Below are 14,919 nucleotides of genomic sequence, written 5' to 3'. Positions count from 1 at the left end.
AGGGAGGAAGAAATGAAGGTCGTACAGGGAGCACCACTGCCGCTTGGCGTCAGTAGGCAGAAAGAAGCATTAAATTTTGCGGTGGAGGTCAAAGAGGGGAAGCAATGTACCCTTCTGTTATATAAGTGTGGTGAAAATGTTCCGATGGAGAAGATTCCGATGAAAGAGGAAGCCGGGACTGGGACAGTGCGCTGTGTGATGTTATCAGATCTTCCTGCACAAGCGTGTGAATACAACTATGAGATCGATGGCAAGATTGTTACCGATTCTTATGCAAAAGGGATTGCAGGGAGAGAACGATGGAACGATCAGGCGGATTTTACACCACATCAAGTGAGAGGAAAGCTTCCCCAAAAGGAAGAATATCCATGGGAAGATGACTGCCCGCTGCGGATTCCGGAAGAGGACGTCATTGCATACAGTCTCCATGTAAGAGGATTTACAAGACATTCCTCTTCCAAAGTGAAGAAAAAGGGGACGTTTCGTGGCGTGATGGAAAAGCTTCCTTATCTGAAAGAGCTTGGGATTAATCAGATCCAGTGCATGCCGGTTTATGAATTTGAAGAGCGCGGAAGAAAGGTCAATTACTGGGGATATGGAGAGGGATTTTTCTTTGCACCAAAGGCATCTTATGCATCAGATCATGATGCGCAAAAAGAGTTGAAAGAACTTGTAAAGACATGTCACCGGGAAGGGATTGAAGTAGTACTTGATTTTCCCTTTACAGCACAGACAAGGTTTCAGATTGTGGAGGACTGTCTGAGGTATTATGTGATGGAGTATCATATTGACGGATTTCTTTTAAATCCGTATCAGGTACCTGTAGAATTTTTGCGGAGAGATCCGGTTTTAAGTGGGACAAAATTGCTTATCAAAGACGAATCCTTTCAGAATACGATGCGGAGATTTTTAAAAGGTGATGAAGGAATGATTGCCAGTGTAGCAGAACAGTTCCGAAGGAAAACTTCTGTGTCCGGATCCTGCAACTATATTACAAATCATACCGGTTTTACCTTGGAAGATCTTGTATCGTATGATGCAAAGCATAACGAAGCAAACGGAGAACAGAATCAGGATGGGCCGGACTATAATTATAGTTGGAATTGTGGGGTAGAAGGAAAGACACGCAAAAAGCAGATAGTGAAACTGCGGCAGGGACAGAAGAGAAATGCGATGTTTCTTTTAATGACTGCACAGGGGACACCTTGTCTTCTTGCAGGAGATGAATTTGGAAACAGTCAAGGTGGAAATAACAATGTCTACTGTCAGGATAATGAGACCGGGTGGGTAGACTGGAGCAGACTGGAGCGAGAAAAATCATTTTTTCACTATGTCAAAGAGTTAATTGCTTTTCGGAAAAAGCATGGCATACTCCACCAGAAGGAAGCACTGACGGGAACAGACCGAAGTGGCAGCGGTATTCCTGATATTTCCTATCATGGAGAGGCGGCGTGGCAGATCCAACAGGAGGCGTCGAGCAGGCAGCTTGGAATTTTATACAGTGGAAGTCCAAAGAAAGAGAGCAACTGTTTCCTTCTCTATAATATGCACTGGATCGCACATTCTTTCGCCCTTCCAGCTTTGCCGAAAGATCAAGCATGGTATCAGGTGATGTCGACTGAAGAAGGATTCTATGAACAGCCTCTTTTGATCGAAGGAAAAAGAAGTATAATTTTGGAAGGACGCAGTGTGGCGGCTTTTGTTGCAGGGATGTCCCAAGAAACAATGAGAGGAACAAGAAGCATATGAATGGAATGACGAAAAAAGTAGGATTGAATTCTTTTTGGCTGAAAATGATTGCAATTACAACGATGCTCATCGACCATGTGGGAGCGGTGCTGCTTCCGCAATATCCGATTTTGCGAATCATCGGAAGGATTGCTTTCCCGATTTTCTGCTTCCTTCTGGTGGAAGGGTTTATGCACACGCATGACGTGATCCGGTATATGACAAGAATAGGATTATTTGCATTGATCTCAGAGATCCCATTTGATCTTTTGTTCTATGGAAGGATTTTAGACGGAACACACCAAAATGTATTCTTCACATTATTCATAGGGTTGGTTATGCTTTACTATCTGACGAAACGGTATCCAGCTGTTTTAAACTTTTTGATGGTCATCCTATTTATGCTGTTTGCAGAGTTTTTGAGGACGGATTACAGTTCGATGGGGCTATTGCTCATTTTATGTTTTTGGGCATTCCGTGAAAAGAAAGTATGGATGTGTCTTTCGGTAGCTGCAGTCAATATTTTGCTGATGGGATATATCCAGGCGTTTGCGGTGCTGGCGCTGCCGTTTATTCTTCTATACAACGGAGAACAGGGACCGAAGATGAAATATGTATTTTACTTATTTTATCCACTACACTTACTTGTGTTGCTTGGAATAGGTCTGCTGATATATTAAGATGCTGTAAAGTATTGGGCTTTGATAATAAGAAGCATTAAGGTAGGGATGAACAAAATGGGAAATGCATGGAGACATTTTTGTACAATTACATATCATAAATTGCTGGTGATGAGAGAGTGTTTCCGGCTTGGACTATACCGTCAGGGCGTTCTCCATGATCTGTCAAAATATAGTTGGACAGAATTCAGAATCGGAGCAAAATATTATCAGGGAACGAGAAGTCCGAACAATGCTGAGCGGGAGGCGATAGGATACTCTTCTGCATGGCTGCATCATAAAGGACGAAACCGTCATCACTATGAATACTGGATCGATTATGCCTTGGACGGAGAGAGTGGTTTGGTCGGCATGAAAATGCCAGAAAAATATGTCGTCGAGATGTTTGTCGATCGGATTGCAGCCTGTAAAGTCTATAAAAAAGACCAATACACGAATCGGAGTGCATTGGAATATTATGAGAGTGGCAGCGGATATGAAAAAATGATGCATCCAGAGACACAGAAACTGTTAGAGACACTTCTTGTGATGCTGGCAGAGCAGGGAGAGGAGGCTACCTATTTGTACATCAGGGAAAATGTACTGAAAAAAGGTATGCATTAAATTGGATTGCAAGATCATATGGGTTATTTTAGAAAAATACTGTGAAAAAACAGACATGTTCTGTCAGAGTACTTATTCGGGGTAAAAAACAGGAATGAGTTTTTGACAGAACATGTCTGCTTTCATTTTCATATAGTTATTCAGGATAATATAATTGTTCTTCCTGAATATCTGTGAGGACTTCATTTAAATATTTTTTTGCGAGAAAACGTGCCATCGGAAGGTTCATGTCCAGATAATTTCCGCAGTCTTTGGCGCTTGCTCCAGGCACTTCATCGTAATAATCTGCAATAAATACAAAAAGTTCCCGCATCAGATCGACAATGTCTGAGGACTGGTAATCTCCGGCAAGAAGCAGATAGAAACCGGTACGACATCCCATTGGACCAAAATAGATAGTTTTCTTGCCATACACGGAGTGGTTGCGGAGAAAGGTGGCGGCAAGATGTTCTATGGTGTGCATCTCAGCGGTATTCATGACAGGCTCTTCATTTGGATTGGTCATGCGGATGTCAAAAGTAGTGATGACTGCTCCTTCTACATGATCTTTCCGGGAGACATAGAGTCCAGGAACGAGTTTGTTATGATCGATTGTAAAACTTGTGATTTTTTCCATTGTATTACCTCCAGTGTTTGATTCTTCCATTATAAATGCTTTTGATTTTTTGTGCAAGTGAGGAAAAAGTGTGATACAATGAGAATAAAATCAGGAAAAGATGGGAGAGGAAGGTTTGGTGAGCAAATGAAGCTATATTTAATCAGACATGGAGAAACAGACTGGAACAAGGAAAGAAAGCTACAGGGAAAGTCGGATATTGAGCTTAATACATTCGGGAGGACTCTTGCGAGAAAGACGGCAAAACATTTGAGAGATCTTTCGTTTGATCTGGCAATCACAAGTCCTCTGAAGAGGGCAAAGGAGACAGCCGAGATTTTGCTGGAAGGCAGAGAAATTCCTCTTTTGGAAGATGAGAGACTGGCGGAGATGGGATTTGGATGTTTGGAAGGGTATTATTGCAAGGGTGAGAAGATGAATATACCGGATCCAAAGTTCCATTATTTTTATGATGATCCAGCATGTTATCAGGCTCCGGAAGGTGGAGAGAGTTTTGAAGAACTGCTTAAAAGAGCAAAAGGGTTTCTTGCAGATCTCTGTGAGAAGAAAGCATATGAAAATAAGACGATTCTGTTGTCCACGCATGGCGCAATGCTTCGGGCACTTTTAGATACGGTGAAAGGAATCGGGGTAGAGCAGTTTTGGGACAGTGGTGTTCAGAAAAATTGTGCGGTATCTGTGATAGAAATTAAGGATGGCATTGCAAAGGTCATAGAAGAAGGAGTTATCTATTATGACGATGAGGTTGAAGACTGGTAAAGTCATAGAAAAGAATCATAGAAAAGAAGATAGGTCTGCTTGACTTTCCTGCGGGCAGATGTTAGACTTACAGTAATTCAGATAGTTTAGATAAAATCAGTGACCAAAAGTAGTAACTGCCATGGAACATGACAGAGAGCCGGGGATGGTGGAAGCCGGTATGGAAAGTGACAGCGAATGGATTTGGAAGATGCGAAATGAATGGAGGCAAGAGCCTTTTAGTAGTGGAGCCGTGTTCTCACGTTACAGAGACAAGAGTTATATCTTGGCAAACAACAGGAAGTTTGATGCGGGAAGATATGAATCAGGGTGGCACCACGTAATACCGACGTCCCTAGCTTTGGCTATGGGCGTTTTTTATTTAGGAGGAAAAGACAATGATCAATGACAAAAAAGTATTATTCAGCGGAATGCAGGCAACAGGAAATCTGACACTTGGAAACTATCTTGGGGCGCTTAAGAACTGGGTGACATTAAGTGATGAATATGAGTGCTTCTACAGTGTGGTGGATATGCATTCTATCACGGTAAGACAAGATCCGGCGACACTTCGGAAGCGGGCACGTGCTCTTTTGACACTTTACATTGCAGCAGGACTTGATCCGGAAAAAAATTGTATTTATTATCAGTCACATGTGTCAGGACATGCGGAACTTGCATGGATTTTAAATTGTTATACCTATATGGGAGAATTGAACCGTATGACACAGTTCAAGGATAAATCAGCAAAACATGCAGATAATATTAATGCAGGATTGTTTACATATCCAGTTCTGATGGCGGCCGATATCTTATTGTTTCAGGCAGATGTTGTTCCGGTGGGCATTGACCAGATGCAGCATCTGGAGCTGACAAGAGATATCGCACAGCGTTTCAATGGGGTATACGGAGATGTATTTACGATTCCGGAGCCATATGTCGGAAAAGTAGGAGCAAAGATTATGAGTCTGCAGGATCCAGCTAAGAAAATGTCAAAATCAGATGAGAATCCAAATGCAAGTATTTATCTGATGGATGATCCGGATACAATCATGCGCAAATGCAAACGTGCGGTGACAGATTCAGAAGCACAGATCCTGTACCGTGAAGAACAGCCGGGTGTGAAAAACCTGATTGATATTTACAGTGCATGTACAGGAAAGACTCCAGATGAGACGGTAAAGGAATTTGACGGAAAAGGGTATGGAGACTTTAAGATGGCAGTTGGAGAAGCAGTAGTATCTGTATTAAAACCGCTTCAGGATGAATACGCAAGGTTAGAAAAAGATAAAGCATTTATCGATGGAATTATTAAGAACAATGCAGAGAAGGCAAACTATTTTGCGACAAAGACATTGCGGAAAGTACAGCGCAAAGTAGGATTCCCGGACAGAATCCGGTAGAGAAGGAAGAAAATGTATGCAGATACAGGAAGTGTTAAGACAGTTGGATGAGCTGTTTGCCACAAAGCAGATACAGGAGGCGGAGCAGTTCTTGACAGAGGCGCTGATGCAGGCAAAAGAAGAAGAAAGTCAGAAGAAAAGCAGTGGGGAAGAGGTGCTGATCCTGTTAAATGAACTGACAGGGTATTATCGCAGTGTTGGCAGACATGAGGAGGCAGTGCAGAATGCCCGGGAGGCATTGGAACAGATCAGAAAGCTTGGCATGTCGGAAAGTGCAGAACATGGAACCACTTTAGTAAACGCAGCGACTGCACTGCGGGCAGCGGGGCAGTATGAAGCTGCGCTGGAAGCCTACCGGGAGGCGGAGCAGATCTACAGTATCTGTCTTCCTTCCGAAGATGCAAGATTTGCAGGGCTTTATAATAATATGAGTTTGGCCTATGAGAGACAAAATGCGCATGAAGAGGCGCTCAGCTGTCTGCAAAAAGCGCTTTCCGTCATTTTACAAACTGCAGATGCAAAGGAAGAGACAGCGGCAACTTACACGAATCTGGCAGAATTGTATTTGAAAACAGGGCAGATTTCGGAAGGTTTAAATTGTCTGGAGAAGGCATTGGTGTTATATGAGGCAGGGAATACACAAGATCCACACTATGCAGCTGCACTTTCTGCGTGTGGACATGGCTATTATCTGGCGGGCAGATATGAAGAGGCAATTGACAGCTATACAAAGGCACTCCGAATGATTTTAGATACGTATGGAGAAAATGATGCCTATGCAGTTACCTGTGAAAACTGTGCAATGGTGCTGGAGACGGCGGGATTTCCAAAAGAAGCAGGAATCCTCCGGGAAAAGGCGGCGCATGCAAGAAAAAGGTGTTCTGCAGTGGAAAGTAAATCATATGAAAGAAGACCAGAAAGCGAAAAAGACCGAAAAAAAGGGATAGAACTGGCGCGCGCTTATTACGAACAGTTTGGGAAACGTATGATCCGGGAACAGTTTCCGGAATATGCGGACAGAATCGCGGTTGGACTTGTCGGGGAAGGATCGGAATGCCTTGGATTTGATGATATGCTTTCAGAAGATCACGATTATGGCGCAGCATTCTGTATGTGGCTGATACAGGAAGACTATGACAAGATTGGCGACCGACTTCAGAGCGCTTATGAACAACTCCCGTCGAAGGTGCAAGGTCATAAGAGGAGAATTGCTTCTGCTCGTGGATCTGGTCGAGATGGAGTATTTTCGATTCCGGATTTCTATGAAAACTTTCTTGGCAGGGAATGGTTCTCTGTTCTGGAAGATGATAAAAAAGTAGATGGAGAAAAAGTATTTTCTGCATGGTCCGGTTTCCAGGAAGAACGACTTGCGATGGCGGTAAATGGAGCAGTATTTACAGATCCACTTGGAGAATTTTCAAGAGTCCGGGAACGCCTGATGAGAGAAATGCCAGAACAACTGTGGCTGCAAAAAACTGCAACAGCGACAGCAAAAGCGGCACAGGCAGGACAATATAATTACGCCCGCTGTATGCGTCGCGGCGATACGACAGCTGCTTCTTTTGCGTTATGGGAATTTCTTCGGGAAGCAGTGCATATAGAGTATCTGCTTCATCACACGTACATGCCTTATTATAAATGGGCATGGCGGGGGATGGAAAACTTGTCCGGAGCGCAAGAAATGCAAAAGCGAATAGAAACATTGGCAAACGAACGTCCGGAAAGGGATCACTGGAAGGCTGTAGGAGAAGTACAGGAGGTCAATTGGGACGATCCGATTGTATGTCAGATCGAGCAGATTTCTGCTATGATTTTGGATCGGCTTCGCGAGCAGAAACTGACATACGGATGGGAAGATTTTCTAGAAATTCACACAGACAGAATTTTAAAGGCAGGAGAGAGAATGAAAAGAGAAAAGACAGAGATTTTGGAAGCAATCATTCAATTAGAATGGAACATGTTTCAGAAAGTAAGAAATACCGGAGGCAGAGCTGGGTGTCAGGATGATTGGGAGACGTTTTACATTATGAGAAAAAGTCAGTTTACCAGTTGGAAAAAGGAACTGCTTCTTTCTTATGAAAGAGATCTTTTCGACGGGGAAAGTTCGGGACGTAATCTTGTTATGGAAAAATATGCGTATATGATGGAGTCAACAGTACCGGAAGAGTATCGAAGGATTGAAGAAAATCTTCCAAAGATTTCTGAAGAAAAGAAAAAGCTGATCGAAGGGATTGTTTCCATTCAGGTAAGCTGGAGAGAAGAGATGGCAGGGGAATACCCACAATTGTCGGGGCAGGCGCGGATCATCCATACAGAGGAAGATACGGCGGAGGACATTTCTTTTGAAACCTATCTGAGAGGAGAGTTGAAAACTTACTCGATGGAGACATTGGTACGATATGGGCAGCTTGTGGCGGAGTATGCAAAAGCTGGTAAAAATATGGTGGAAGAAATCATCGAGTGTACCGTAAGGTTATATGGATATGGAACGATGGGGCAGGCAGAACACTCTGTTGGCAGGAAGAAATAGAAAGCAAGTCGGTAAAAAAGACTGCGTATTCAATTTGATTAGAAGTTCATAGAGGTTATGAAGAAGGAAGCTGTTGCTTTCGCGATAAAAAAGTCGTGAAGTGACAGCTTTCTTTTCATTTTGTTATGAATTATAAGTTAGACAAATATATAATGATAAGTACAAATAAATTGAAATATGTCTAAAACAGAAGTATAATGTAGACAAATAAATGAAAATTAGTAAAGTTCGGAGGAAATAGTATGGTAAAAATGTTAATAGATGTCGATACAGGGGTGGATGATTCCATTGCACTTCTGTATGCATTAAATCATCCGGAGGTTGAAATTGTGGGAATTACAACCGGATGTGGAAATGTAGATGCAGTACAGGCAGCAGAAAATACCGTGAGGATAATTGAATTATCCAATACAAAGAAAGAAATACCAGTCGTTGTCGGGGCAAATCAGCCTTTAAACGGAACCTGGGAAGGTCCGGTCGCATGGATCCATGGAGAAAACGGAGTGGGGAACGTACTGCTGGAGAAGGGGAATTTCTCTTACAGAACAGATATCAAAGCAGAAGATTTTCTCTACGAGATGCTGCAGAAATACCCGCAGGAGTTAACAATCGTAACATTGGGACGACTGACTAACATCGCAATGATGGTACAGAAATATCCAGAATCAACTAAGCTTGTAAAAAATCTGGTGATGATGGGCGGAACTGTAAATGCACCGGGAAATGTATCTCCGGTCGCAGAGGCGAATATTGCAGGAGACCCGGAAGCATGCGATCAAGTATTTCTTACAGGAATGGACATTACAGTTGTTGGACTGGATGTGACGTTGAAGACAAGGTTGAGAAAAAAACATGTAGAACAGATGGAAACATACTGTTCGGAAAGATGTAAGCCTGCAGTGCAATATATGAAAAAAGCTTTAGAGTACTATATGAACGGATCAAGAGTACAGAATTATACACCGGATAATTGTCCGCTGCACGATCCGTTGGCAATGGTAGCTGCGGTTGTTCCGAGTATTGTGAAAATACAAAAAAGAAAGGCGAGAGTAGAGTGCTCCGGTACCTATTGCCGCGGAATGATTGTAACGGATTTACGGGAAAAGCCGATTGAGGCAGAATACATTAGTTTTGCATTAGAAGTAGATGCAGAAAGAGCAATCAATGAACTTATGTCTGTATTCTGGAGAGAATAGATCAGGCATTTGATAAAACAAAAAAAGGAAGGAAAAGGAAGATGAAGAAGAAAAGTGTGGCAGTTGGACTGGCGATGGTGATGATGGCTTCTGTAATTTTTTCAGGATGTGGAAATGCAGAGAAAGACAGTAAAAAGGAAGCAAAAGACAGTGCAGGGAAAGTAGGATGTATTTTAGGAGTTGGAGGTCTTGGAGATCAGGCATTTAATGATTTGATCTATGAGGGACTTGAAAAAGCAAAAGAAGAATTAAATATTGATTTTGATTATGCAGAACCAACTCAGGTATCAGAGTTTGAATTGATGATGCGGGATATGGCTTCGTCAGGAGAGTACGGTGCAATCATTTGTGTAGGGTTTGACCAGACAGATGCATTGTCAAAAGTCGCTCCGGAATTTCCGGATCAGCAGTTCGCATTTATTGATGGAACATTAGAGGCAGAAAACGTCGTAAATTATGCGGCAAAAGAGGAAGAAGGAGCCTTTTTGGCAGGTGCTCTTGCGGGACTGATGAAAAAAGATGCAGCAGCATATGGTGTGGAAGACAATGATACAATCGGATTTATTGCGGCGTTGGAGACACCGATTCTTTTGAAATGGAATTCTGGATATATGGCGGGAGCACAGTATGTAAATCCAAAGATCAACTGTCTTTCAGATTTTGTAGCGGGAGATAATCCGTTTGGAGATACTACAACAGCAAAAGAGATTGCGATCAGCCAGAAAAACCAGGGAGCAGACATTATCTTCCACGCAGCTGGAGGAGCTGGTCTTGGAGTATTTGATGCGGCAAAAGAATATGATTTCTATGCAATTGGATGTAACTCAAATCAGAATACAGTCAATCCAGAACACATTGTTGCAAGTATTTTAAAACGAGTAGATACAGCATCTTATGATATTGCAAAAAGTGCAATCATTGACAAGGATCTTGCAGTAGGAACAACAGTATCTCTCGGACTCTCTGATGAGGGAATGGACTATACATTGGAAGAAAGCAAGGTTCCGGTATCTGAAGAAGATATTCAGATCCTTGACGAAATTAAGCAGAAGATTGTGGATGGAGAAATCAAAGTGCCGTCGACAATTGAAGATGCCAAAAAATTTGTGAAAGAAAATCAGTATTAATAAGAAAATGGGGAATAGATGTATGTCAGGAAAACTGGAATACATCTATTCTTAGATAGGGAGGGAAAATAGAATGTATGCGGTAGAAATGCGTGGGATTACAAAGCGCTTTCCTGGAATGATCGCAAATGACCAGATTGAATTTCTTGTGGAAAAGGGAGAGATTCATAGTCTGCTTGGAGAAAATGGTGCAGGAAAAACTACACTGATGAAGATTTTGTTTGGGCTTTACCAGCCGGACGGGGGAAGCATCAAAATTAATGGGAATGAGATCAAACATCAAACAGCAGTGAAAGCATTTGAAATGGGACTGGGAATGGTGCATCAGCATTTTATGTTGATCGATAATATGACAGTATGGGAAAACATTGTTCTTGGCAGTGAACCGGGAAACTTTATGATCGACAGAAAAAAAGGGAAGGAAATTGTAAAACATTTATCAGAAAAATATCATTTTGATCTGGATGTGGATGCAAAGATTTCTGAGATTTCAGTTGGGATGAAGCAGAGAGTGGAGATTCTGAAAACATTATACAGAGGTGCGGAAATTATTATTTTAGATGAACCGACAGCAGTTCTTACTCCGTTAGAAGTAGAACAACTTCTGCAGATTTTGCTGGAAATGAAAAAAGAGGGAAAGACGATTATCTTTATCACGCATAAGCTGAAAGAAACAATGGCAGTATCAGATCATGTAACGATTCTGCGGAGCGGAAAGTCAGTGGAATTTCTCAAAACAACAGAAACAACGGAGAAGGAACTGGCAGCGCTGATGGTTGGATATGAGATTGATATGACGTTGGAAAGAAAAAAAGTGGAAAAAGGGGAAACAATTCTTTCTTTACAAAATGTAAGACTTCTTCCTCAGGCAGAAAAGACGGTGGATTTGGAAATACGTGCCGGAGAAATTTTAGGAATTGCCGGTGTAGAGGGAAATGGACAGCAGCAATTGGAAGAGATGATCATGGGGTTAGAGAAAGTAAAATGTGGAAAAATTTTCTTTAAACAAGAAGAAATTACCGGAATGTCTGTGAAAGAACGGTGTAAAAGAGGAATCGGATATATACCGTCTGACCGCTATAAAAGAGCAATCTTACCTGGATTTTCTCTGAAAGATAATTATCTCCTCGGAAATCAGTACAAAGATAGTTATGCCAGAAAAGGGATGTTAAATCAGGAGTATATTGAAAAGAAAACAAAAGAATTAATGGAAAAATTCGATGTGCGGGCAGTAAACGGAGATCAGCTCATCGGAGCATTGTCAGGTGGAAATCAGCAGAAATTAGTGCTGAGCAGAGAGGTGGATAAAGATCCGGATCTGATTTTAGCATGTCAGCCGGTGAGAGGTCTGGATATCGGTGCGATTAAGTTTATTCATAATGTTTTGTTGGAACTTCGCAATCAGGGGAAGGCAGTATTGTTGATATCGGCAGAATTGTCAGATTTGTTTCAGTTAAGTGACAGAATTGGAGTGCTCTACAAAGGAGAGATGATGTCACTTCAAGAGACAGAAAAGTATACGACAGAATCGATTAGTTTACTTATGGCAGGCAAGAAAGGAGTGTAGGTATGAAACAGAAGACAGTTCTCCATAATCTTTTATTATCTCTTGGTGCAATTTTATGTTCGTTGTTGATTGCAGCAGGTGTGATGCTTCTGGTCGGATATGATCCATTAGAGGCATACAGCGCTTTGATAGAAGGTGCATTTGGATCTAAGAACGCATTTGCGAATACGTTAAGCAAGAGCATCCCGCTGCTGTTTACCGGACTCGCAGTGGCATTCGCAAATAAAGGCGGGATTTTTAATATCGGTGGAGAAGGACAATTATATGCAGGAGCAATGGCAAGTACGGTGACAGCGCTTATGATGCAGGGAGCGCCGCGATTTTTGGTGATTTTTTGCTCCTTTTGTGCAGGAATGCTTGCAGGAGCATGTGTAGGAGCAATTATCGGAGCTGCAAAAATCAAGCTTCAGGTCAATGAAGTAGTTGTGGCAATTATGTTGAATTATATCATTCAATATTTTACTTCGTATATTGTTACATATCCATTGAAGCAGGAAGGTGCCATGACAGCGCAGACAGTGGATATTGGTGCGAATTATATGTTGACGAAACTGATTCCAAAGACGCAATTGACGACAGCACTGTTAGTAGCAGTTGCAGCAGCGATTCTTTTGTTTTTCTTTTTTAAGAAGACAAGAGCAGGGTATCATATCCGGGCAGTGGGAGAGAATAAGTCAGCAGCGCAGGCAGCGGGAATCCCGATGATGACAACGGCTATTTTGACGATGGGAATCAGCGGCGCACTTGCCGGGCTTGCAGGTACAACAGAAGTTTTTGGGAAAATGGGAAGATTTATTGACGGATTTTCTCCAGGGTTTGGATTTACCGGGATTGCAGTAGCGGTATTGGCTAACAACCATCCGATGGGAATTCTTTTAAGCGCGCTTTTATTTGGGATCTTGGAAGCGGGATCTATGAAAATGAGTTATTCAGCAGGGATTTCCACAAGTATGGTAAATGTAATTCAGGGGCTGGTGATTTTATTCGTGGCAACTCCAAATATCATCAGATTGATCAAACGGAAGAAAGGAGAATCGTAATATGGATAGTATCTTATCGATGGAAATGCTTTTGAGTACATTGCGTATGGCCATTCCGCTGGTGTTAGCTTCTGTCGGGGGCACACTGTGCGAACGAAGTGGGATTATTAATTTAGGAATTGAAGGAATGATGCTTTCAGGAGCATTCGGAGCAGTGTATGGAACTTATATCAGTGGGAATCCATGGATTGGGGTCCTATTTGCTATTTTGGTAGGCGGATTGTTTGGTATATTGCATGCAGTACTATGTATTCGCTTTAAGACAAATCAATCCGTCAGCGGAATCGGGATCAATGTATTTGTTTCCGGACTTACGATTGTTCTTACCCGGGCAGTCTGGAAATCAGATGGAATGAGTGGACAAGTGGAAAAACTTCCAGCAGTCAGTATTCCGGGACTAAAAGAGCTTCCAGTAATCGGAACATTGTTTACAGAACAGTCCCCATATCTTTTTATCACTGCTGGTATTGTGCTCGGAGCTTGGTTTTTTATGTATCGGACAAAGGCAGGACTCAGGCTTCGTGCCATTGGAGACCATCCGCAGGCAGCTCAGACAGTAGGGATCAATGTGTCATTATATCGCTATGTAGCTGTTACTTTTTGTGGAATGTTGTGCGGGCTTGCAGGTGGTTATCTTTCCATCGTGCAAAGCAACTTATTTGTAAAAGAAATGGTTGCCGGCCGGGGATTCATGGCATTGGCCGCAATGATTCTCGGTGGGTGGAATCCTTTGGGGGCTCTGTGCGCAAGCCTTGTATTTGCATTTGCACAGGCATTGAGAATTAGTTTGAAAGTGGAAATTCCAAATCAATTGATGTTGATGCTTCCATATTTTATTACGCTATTTGTGCTTCTTTTCTTTGGACGAAAGGTAAAAGGACCTCAGGCTGCTGGAAATATTGAAGAATAAGTGGTAAAATATTCGAAAAGAGCAGAGTTAGAAAGATGAGGGAAAAGAATGGAATTACAGGGAAAGAAAGAAGTTACACACAAAAAACTGGCCCATGTACAAGTATATGAAGCACTTTATAAAATGGTAGAGGATGGAACATTTCCGGTTGGAAGCAGATTACCCGCAGAACCGAAACTGGCAAAAATGCTGGGAGTCAGTAGAATGACGCTTAGGCAGGCTCTGGATCTTCTTCATGACGATGGCAAATTAAGAAAAGTTCGGGGAGCAGGGAATTTTGTTGCAGATGGGAATAAAATAGTTTCTTCCAGTCTGGAGAAGCTGACGCATCCTATGGCCGGATGCATGGGAGAAGAATTTGATCGAACAACATTTGAGTTGAAAATAGAACCGTCTAATGATTATGAAAAAGAATTGTTGAATTTAGATACCCCTGTAATTGTAGCAATTCATATTTGGTACTGGAAAGGAACGGAGCTAACCGGTTATACCTTTGGAGTAATGTCACCTCATACAGTCACAAAATATCAGTTAGATTTAAATAAAAAAGAAGAGGTTGTTAGATTTGCTCAGACAGAAATCTATGAGAAAGCAGAGCGTTCGCAGCTGAGGATTCATCCAAATTCAGCTGGAACTTCTATTCTTACAGAGTATATGAAAGAAGGGGAGCAAATGACAATGGTCCAGGAAAAAATATACGATGAGGAGTTACAACCTATTCTATGTAATAAACATTACATGTTGACAGATAAAGCAGTATTTGAGATTAATACACATAAAT

At 42.0% G+C, this 14,919-nt stretch carries 13 protein-coding genes and 1 other annotated feature; of the genes, 12 read left to right on the top strand and 1 reads right to left on the bottom strand.

Annotation, left to right across the window (positions count from 1 at the left end):
* The first annotated feature begins 12 nt into the window (after nt 1-12).
* The 3 genes from EDD74_RS12980 to EDD74_RS12970 are packed head-to-tail and all read left to right on the top strand — an operon-like array spanning nt 13 to nt 3,011.
* Nucleotides 13-1,749, top strand: coding sequence for an alpha-amylase family glycosyl hydrolase (locus EDD74_RS12980; RefSeq protein WP_016438481.1), 1,737 nt, complete (start codon nt 13-15; stop codon nt 1,747-1,749).
* Nucleotides 1,746-2,408, top strand: coding sequence for a TraX family protein (locus EDD74_RS12975; protein WP_009262165.1), 663 nt, complete (start codon nt 1,746-1,748; stop codon nt 2,406-2,408). The genes EDD74_RS12980 and EDD74_RS12975 overlap by 4 nt, the downstream gene beginning before the upstream one ends.
* A 48-nt stretch (nt 2,409-2,456) precedes the next feature.
* Complete coding sequence (locus tag EDD74_RS12970; RefSeq protein WP_008975191.1) at nt 2,457-3,011, top strand: DUF5662 family protein; 555 nt, start codon at nt 2,457-2,459, stop codon at nt 3,009-3,011.
* A gap of 136 nt (nt 3,012-3,147) precedes the next feature.
* Here the strand turns inward: EDD74_RS12970 and EDD74_RS12965 are convergent, their stop codons facing one another.
* The gene (locus EDD74_RS12965; protein ID WP_008975192.1) at nt 3,148-3,627 is read right to left on the bottom strand and encodes an S-ribosylhomocysteine lyase; all 480 of its coding nucleotides are present in this window, start codon (nt 3,625-3,627) and stop codon (nt 3,148-3,150) included.
* Nucleotides 3,628-3,753: 126 nt separating this feature from the next.
* Here EDD74_RS12965 and EDD74_RS12960 point away from each other — a divergent pair, with 126 nt between their 5' ends.
* The 9 genes from EDD74_RS12960 to EDD74_RS12915 all read left to right on the top strand — a co-directional run.
* Complete coding sequence (locus EDD74_RS12960) at nt 3,754-4,386, top strand: histidine phosphatase family protein (RefSeq protein WP_009262162.1); 633 nt, start codon at nt 3,754-3,756, stop codon at nt 4,384-4,386.
* A gap of 90 nt (nt 4,387-4,476) precedes the next feature.
* Nucleotides 4,477-4,725: a binding site (T-box leader), on the top strand.
* Between the two features lie 38 nt (nt 4,726-4,763).
* Nucleotides 4,764-5,768, top strand: a complete 1,005-nt coding sequence (gene trpS, locus EDD74_RS12950) for a tryptophan--tRNA ligase (RefSeq protein WP_008975194.1) — start codon at nt 4,764-4,766, stop codon at nt 5,766-5,768.
* Between the two features lie 16 nt (nt 5,769-5,784).
* Nucleotides 5,785-8,298, top strand: a complete 2,514-nt coding sequence (locus EDD74_RS12945) for a DUF4125 family protein (RefSeq protein ID WP_116442348.1) — start codon at nt 5,785-5,787, stop codon at nt 8,296-8,298.
* A 242-nt stretch (nt 8,299-8,540) separates the two neighbouring features.
* Complete coding sequence (locus tag EDD74_RS12940) at nt 8,541-9,494, top strand: nucleoside hydrolase (protein ID WP_016440683.1); 954 nt, start codon at nt 8,541-8,543, stop codon at nt 9,492-9,494.
* Nucleotides 9,495-9,535: 41 nt separating this feature from the next.
* Complete coding sequence (locus EDD74_RS12935; protein WP_009262158.1) at nt 9,536-10,621, top strand: BMP family lipoprotein; 1,086 nt, start codon at nt 9,536-9,538, stop codon at nt 10,619-10,621.
* 73 nt (nt 10,622-10,694) lie between these two features.
* Entirely contained in the window at nt 10,695-12,188 is a 1,494-nt protein-coding gene (locus tag EDD74_RS12930) for an ABC transporter ATP-binding protein (protein ID WP_008975198.1), read from the top strand.
* Nucleotides 12,189-12,190: 2 nt separating this feature from the next.
* Nucleotides 12,191-13,228 (top strand): ABC transporter permease, encoded by a 1,038-nt coding sequence (locus tag EDD74_RS12925; protein WP_008975199.1) that lies wholly within the window; start codon nt 12,191-12,193, stop codon nt 13,226-13,228.
* 1 nt (nt 13,229) lies between these two features.
* A complete protein-coding gene (locus EDD74_RS12920; protein WP_008975200.1) occupies nt 13,230-14,138 on the top strand; it encodes an ABC transporter permease in 909 nt (302 codons plus the stop codon).
* 48 nt (nt 14,139-14,186) lie between these two features.
* Nucleotides 14,187-14,919, top strand: a 733-nt coding sequence (locus EDD74_RS12915; RefSeq protein ID WP_008975201.1) for a GntR family transcriptional regulator, incomplete at its 3' end; no start/stop codon positions are given.

The organism is Faecalimonas umbilicata, assembly GCF_004346095.1.
Taxonomy (GTDB): domain Bacteria; phylum Bacillota; class Clostridia; order Lachnospirales; family Lachnospiraceae; genus Faecalimonas; species Faecalimonas umbilicata.
This window is presented reverse-complemented; position numbering and strand designations above follow the sequence as displayed.

Coding starts and splice junctions, on each gene's coding strand:
- EDD74_RS12930 (WP_008975198.1), top strand. CDS start 10,695: ATGTATGCGGTAGAAATGCGTGGGATTACAAAGCGCTTTCCTGGAATG.
- EDD74_RS12965 (WP_008975192.1), bottom strand. CDS start 3,627: ATGGAAAAAATCACAAGTTTTACAATCGATCATAACAAACTCGTTCCT.
- EDD74_RS12920 (WP_008975200.1), top strand. CDS start 13,230: ATGGATAGTATCTTATCGATGGAAATGCTTTTGAGTACATTGCGTATG.
- EDD74_RS12960 (WP_009262162.1), top strand. CDS start 3,754: ATGAAGCTATATTTAATCAGACATGGAGAAACAGACTGGAACAAGGAA.
- EDD74_RS12935 (WP_009262158.1), top strand. CDS start 9,536: ATGAAGAAGAAAAGTGTGGCAGTTGGACTGGCGATGGTGATGATGGCT.
- trpS (WP_008975194.1), top strand. CDS start 4,764: ATGATCAATGACAAAAAAGTATTATTCAGCGGAATGCAGGCAACAGGA.
- EDD74_RS12925 (WP_008975199.1), top strand. CDS start 12,191: ATGAAACAGAAGACAGTTCTCCATAATCTTTTATTATCTCTTGGTGCA.
- EDD74_RS12980 (WP_016438481.1), top strand. CDS start 13: ATGAAGGTCGTACAGGGAGCACCACTGCCGCTTGGCGTCAGTAGGCAG.
- EDD74_RS12945 (WP_116442348.1), top strand. CDS start 5,785: ATGCAGATACAGGAAGTGTTAAGACAGTTGGATGAGCTGTTTGCCACA.
- EDD74_RS12940 (WP_016440683.1), top strand. CDS start 8,541: ATGGTAAAAATGTTAATAGATGTCGATACAGGGGTGGATGATTCCATT.
- EDD74_RS12970 (WP_008975191.1), top strand. CDS start 2,457: ATGAACAAAATGGGAAATGCATGGAGACATTTTTGTACAATTACATAT.
- EDD74_RS12975 (WP_009262165.1), top strand. CDS start 1,746: ATGAATGGAATGACGAAAAAAGTAGGATTGAATTCTTTTTGGCTGAAA.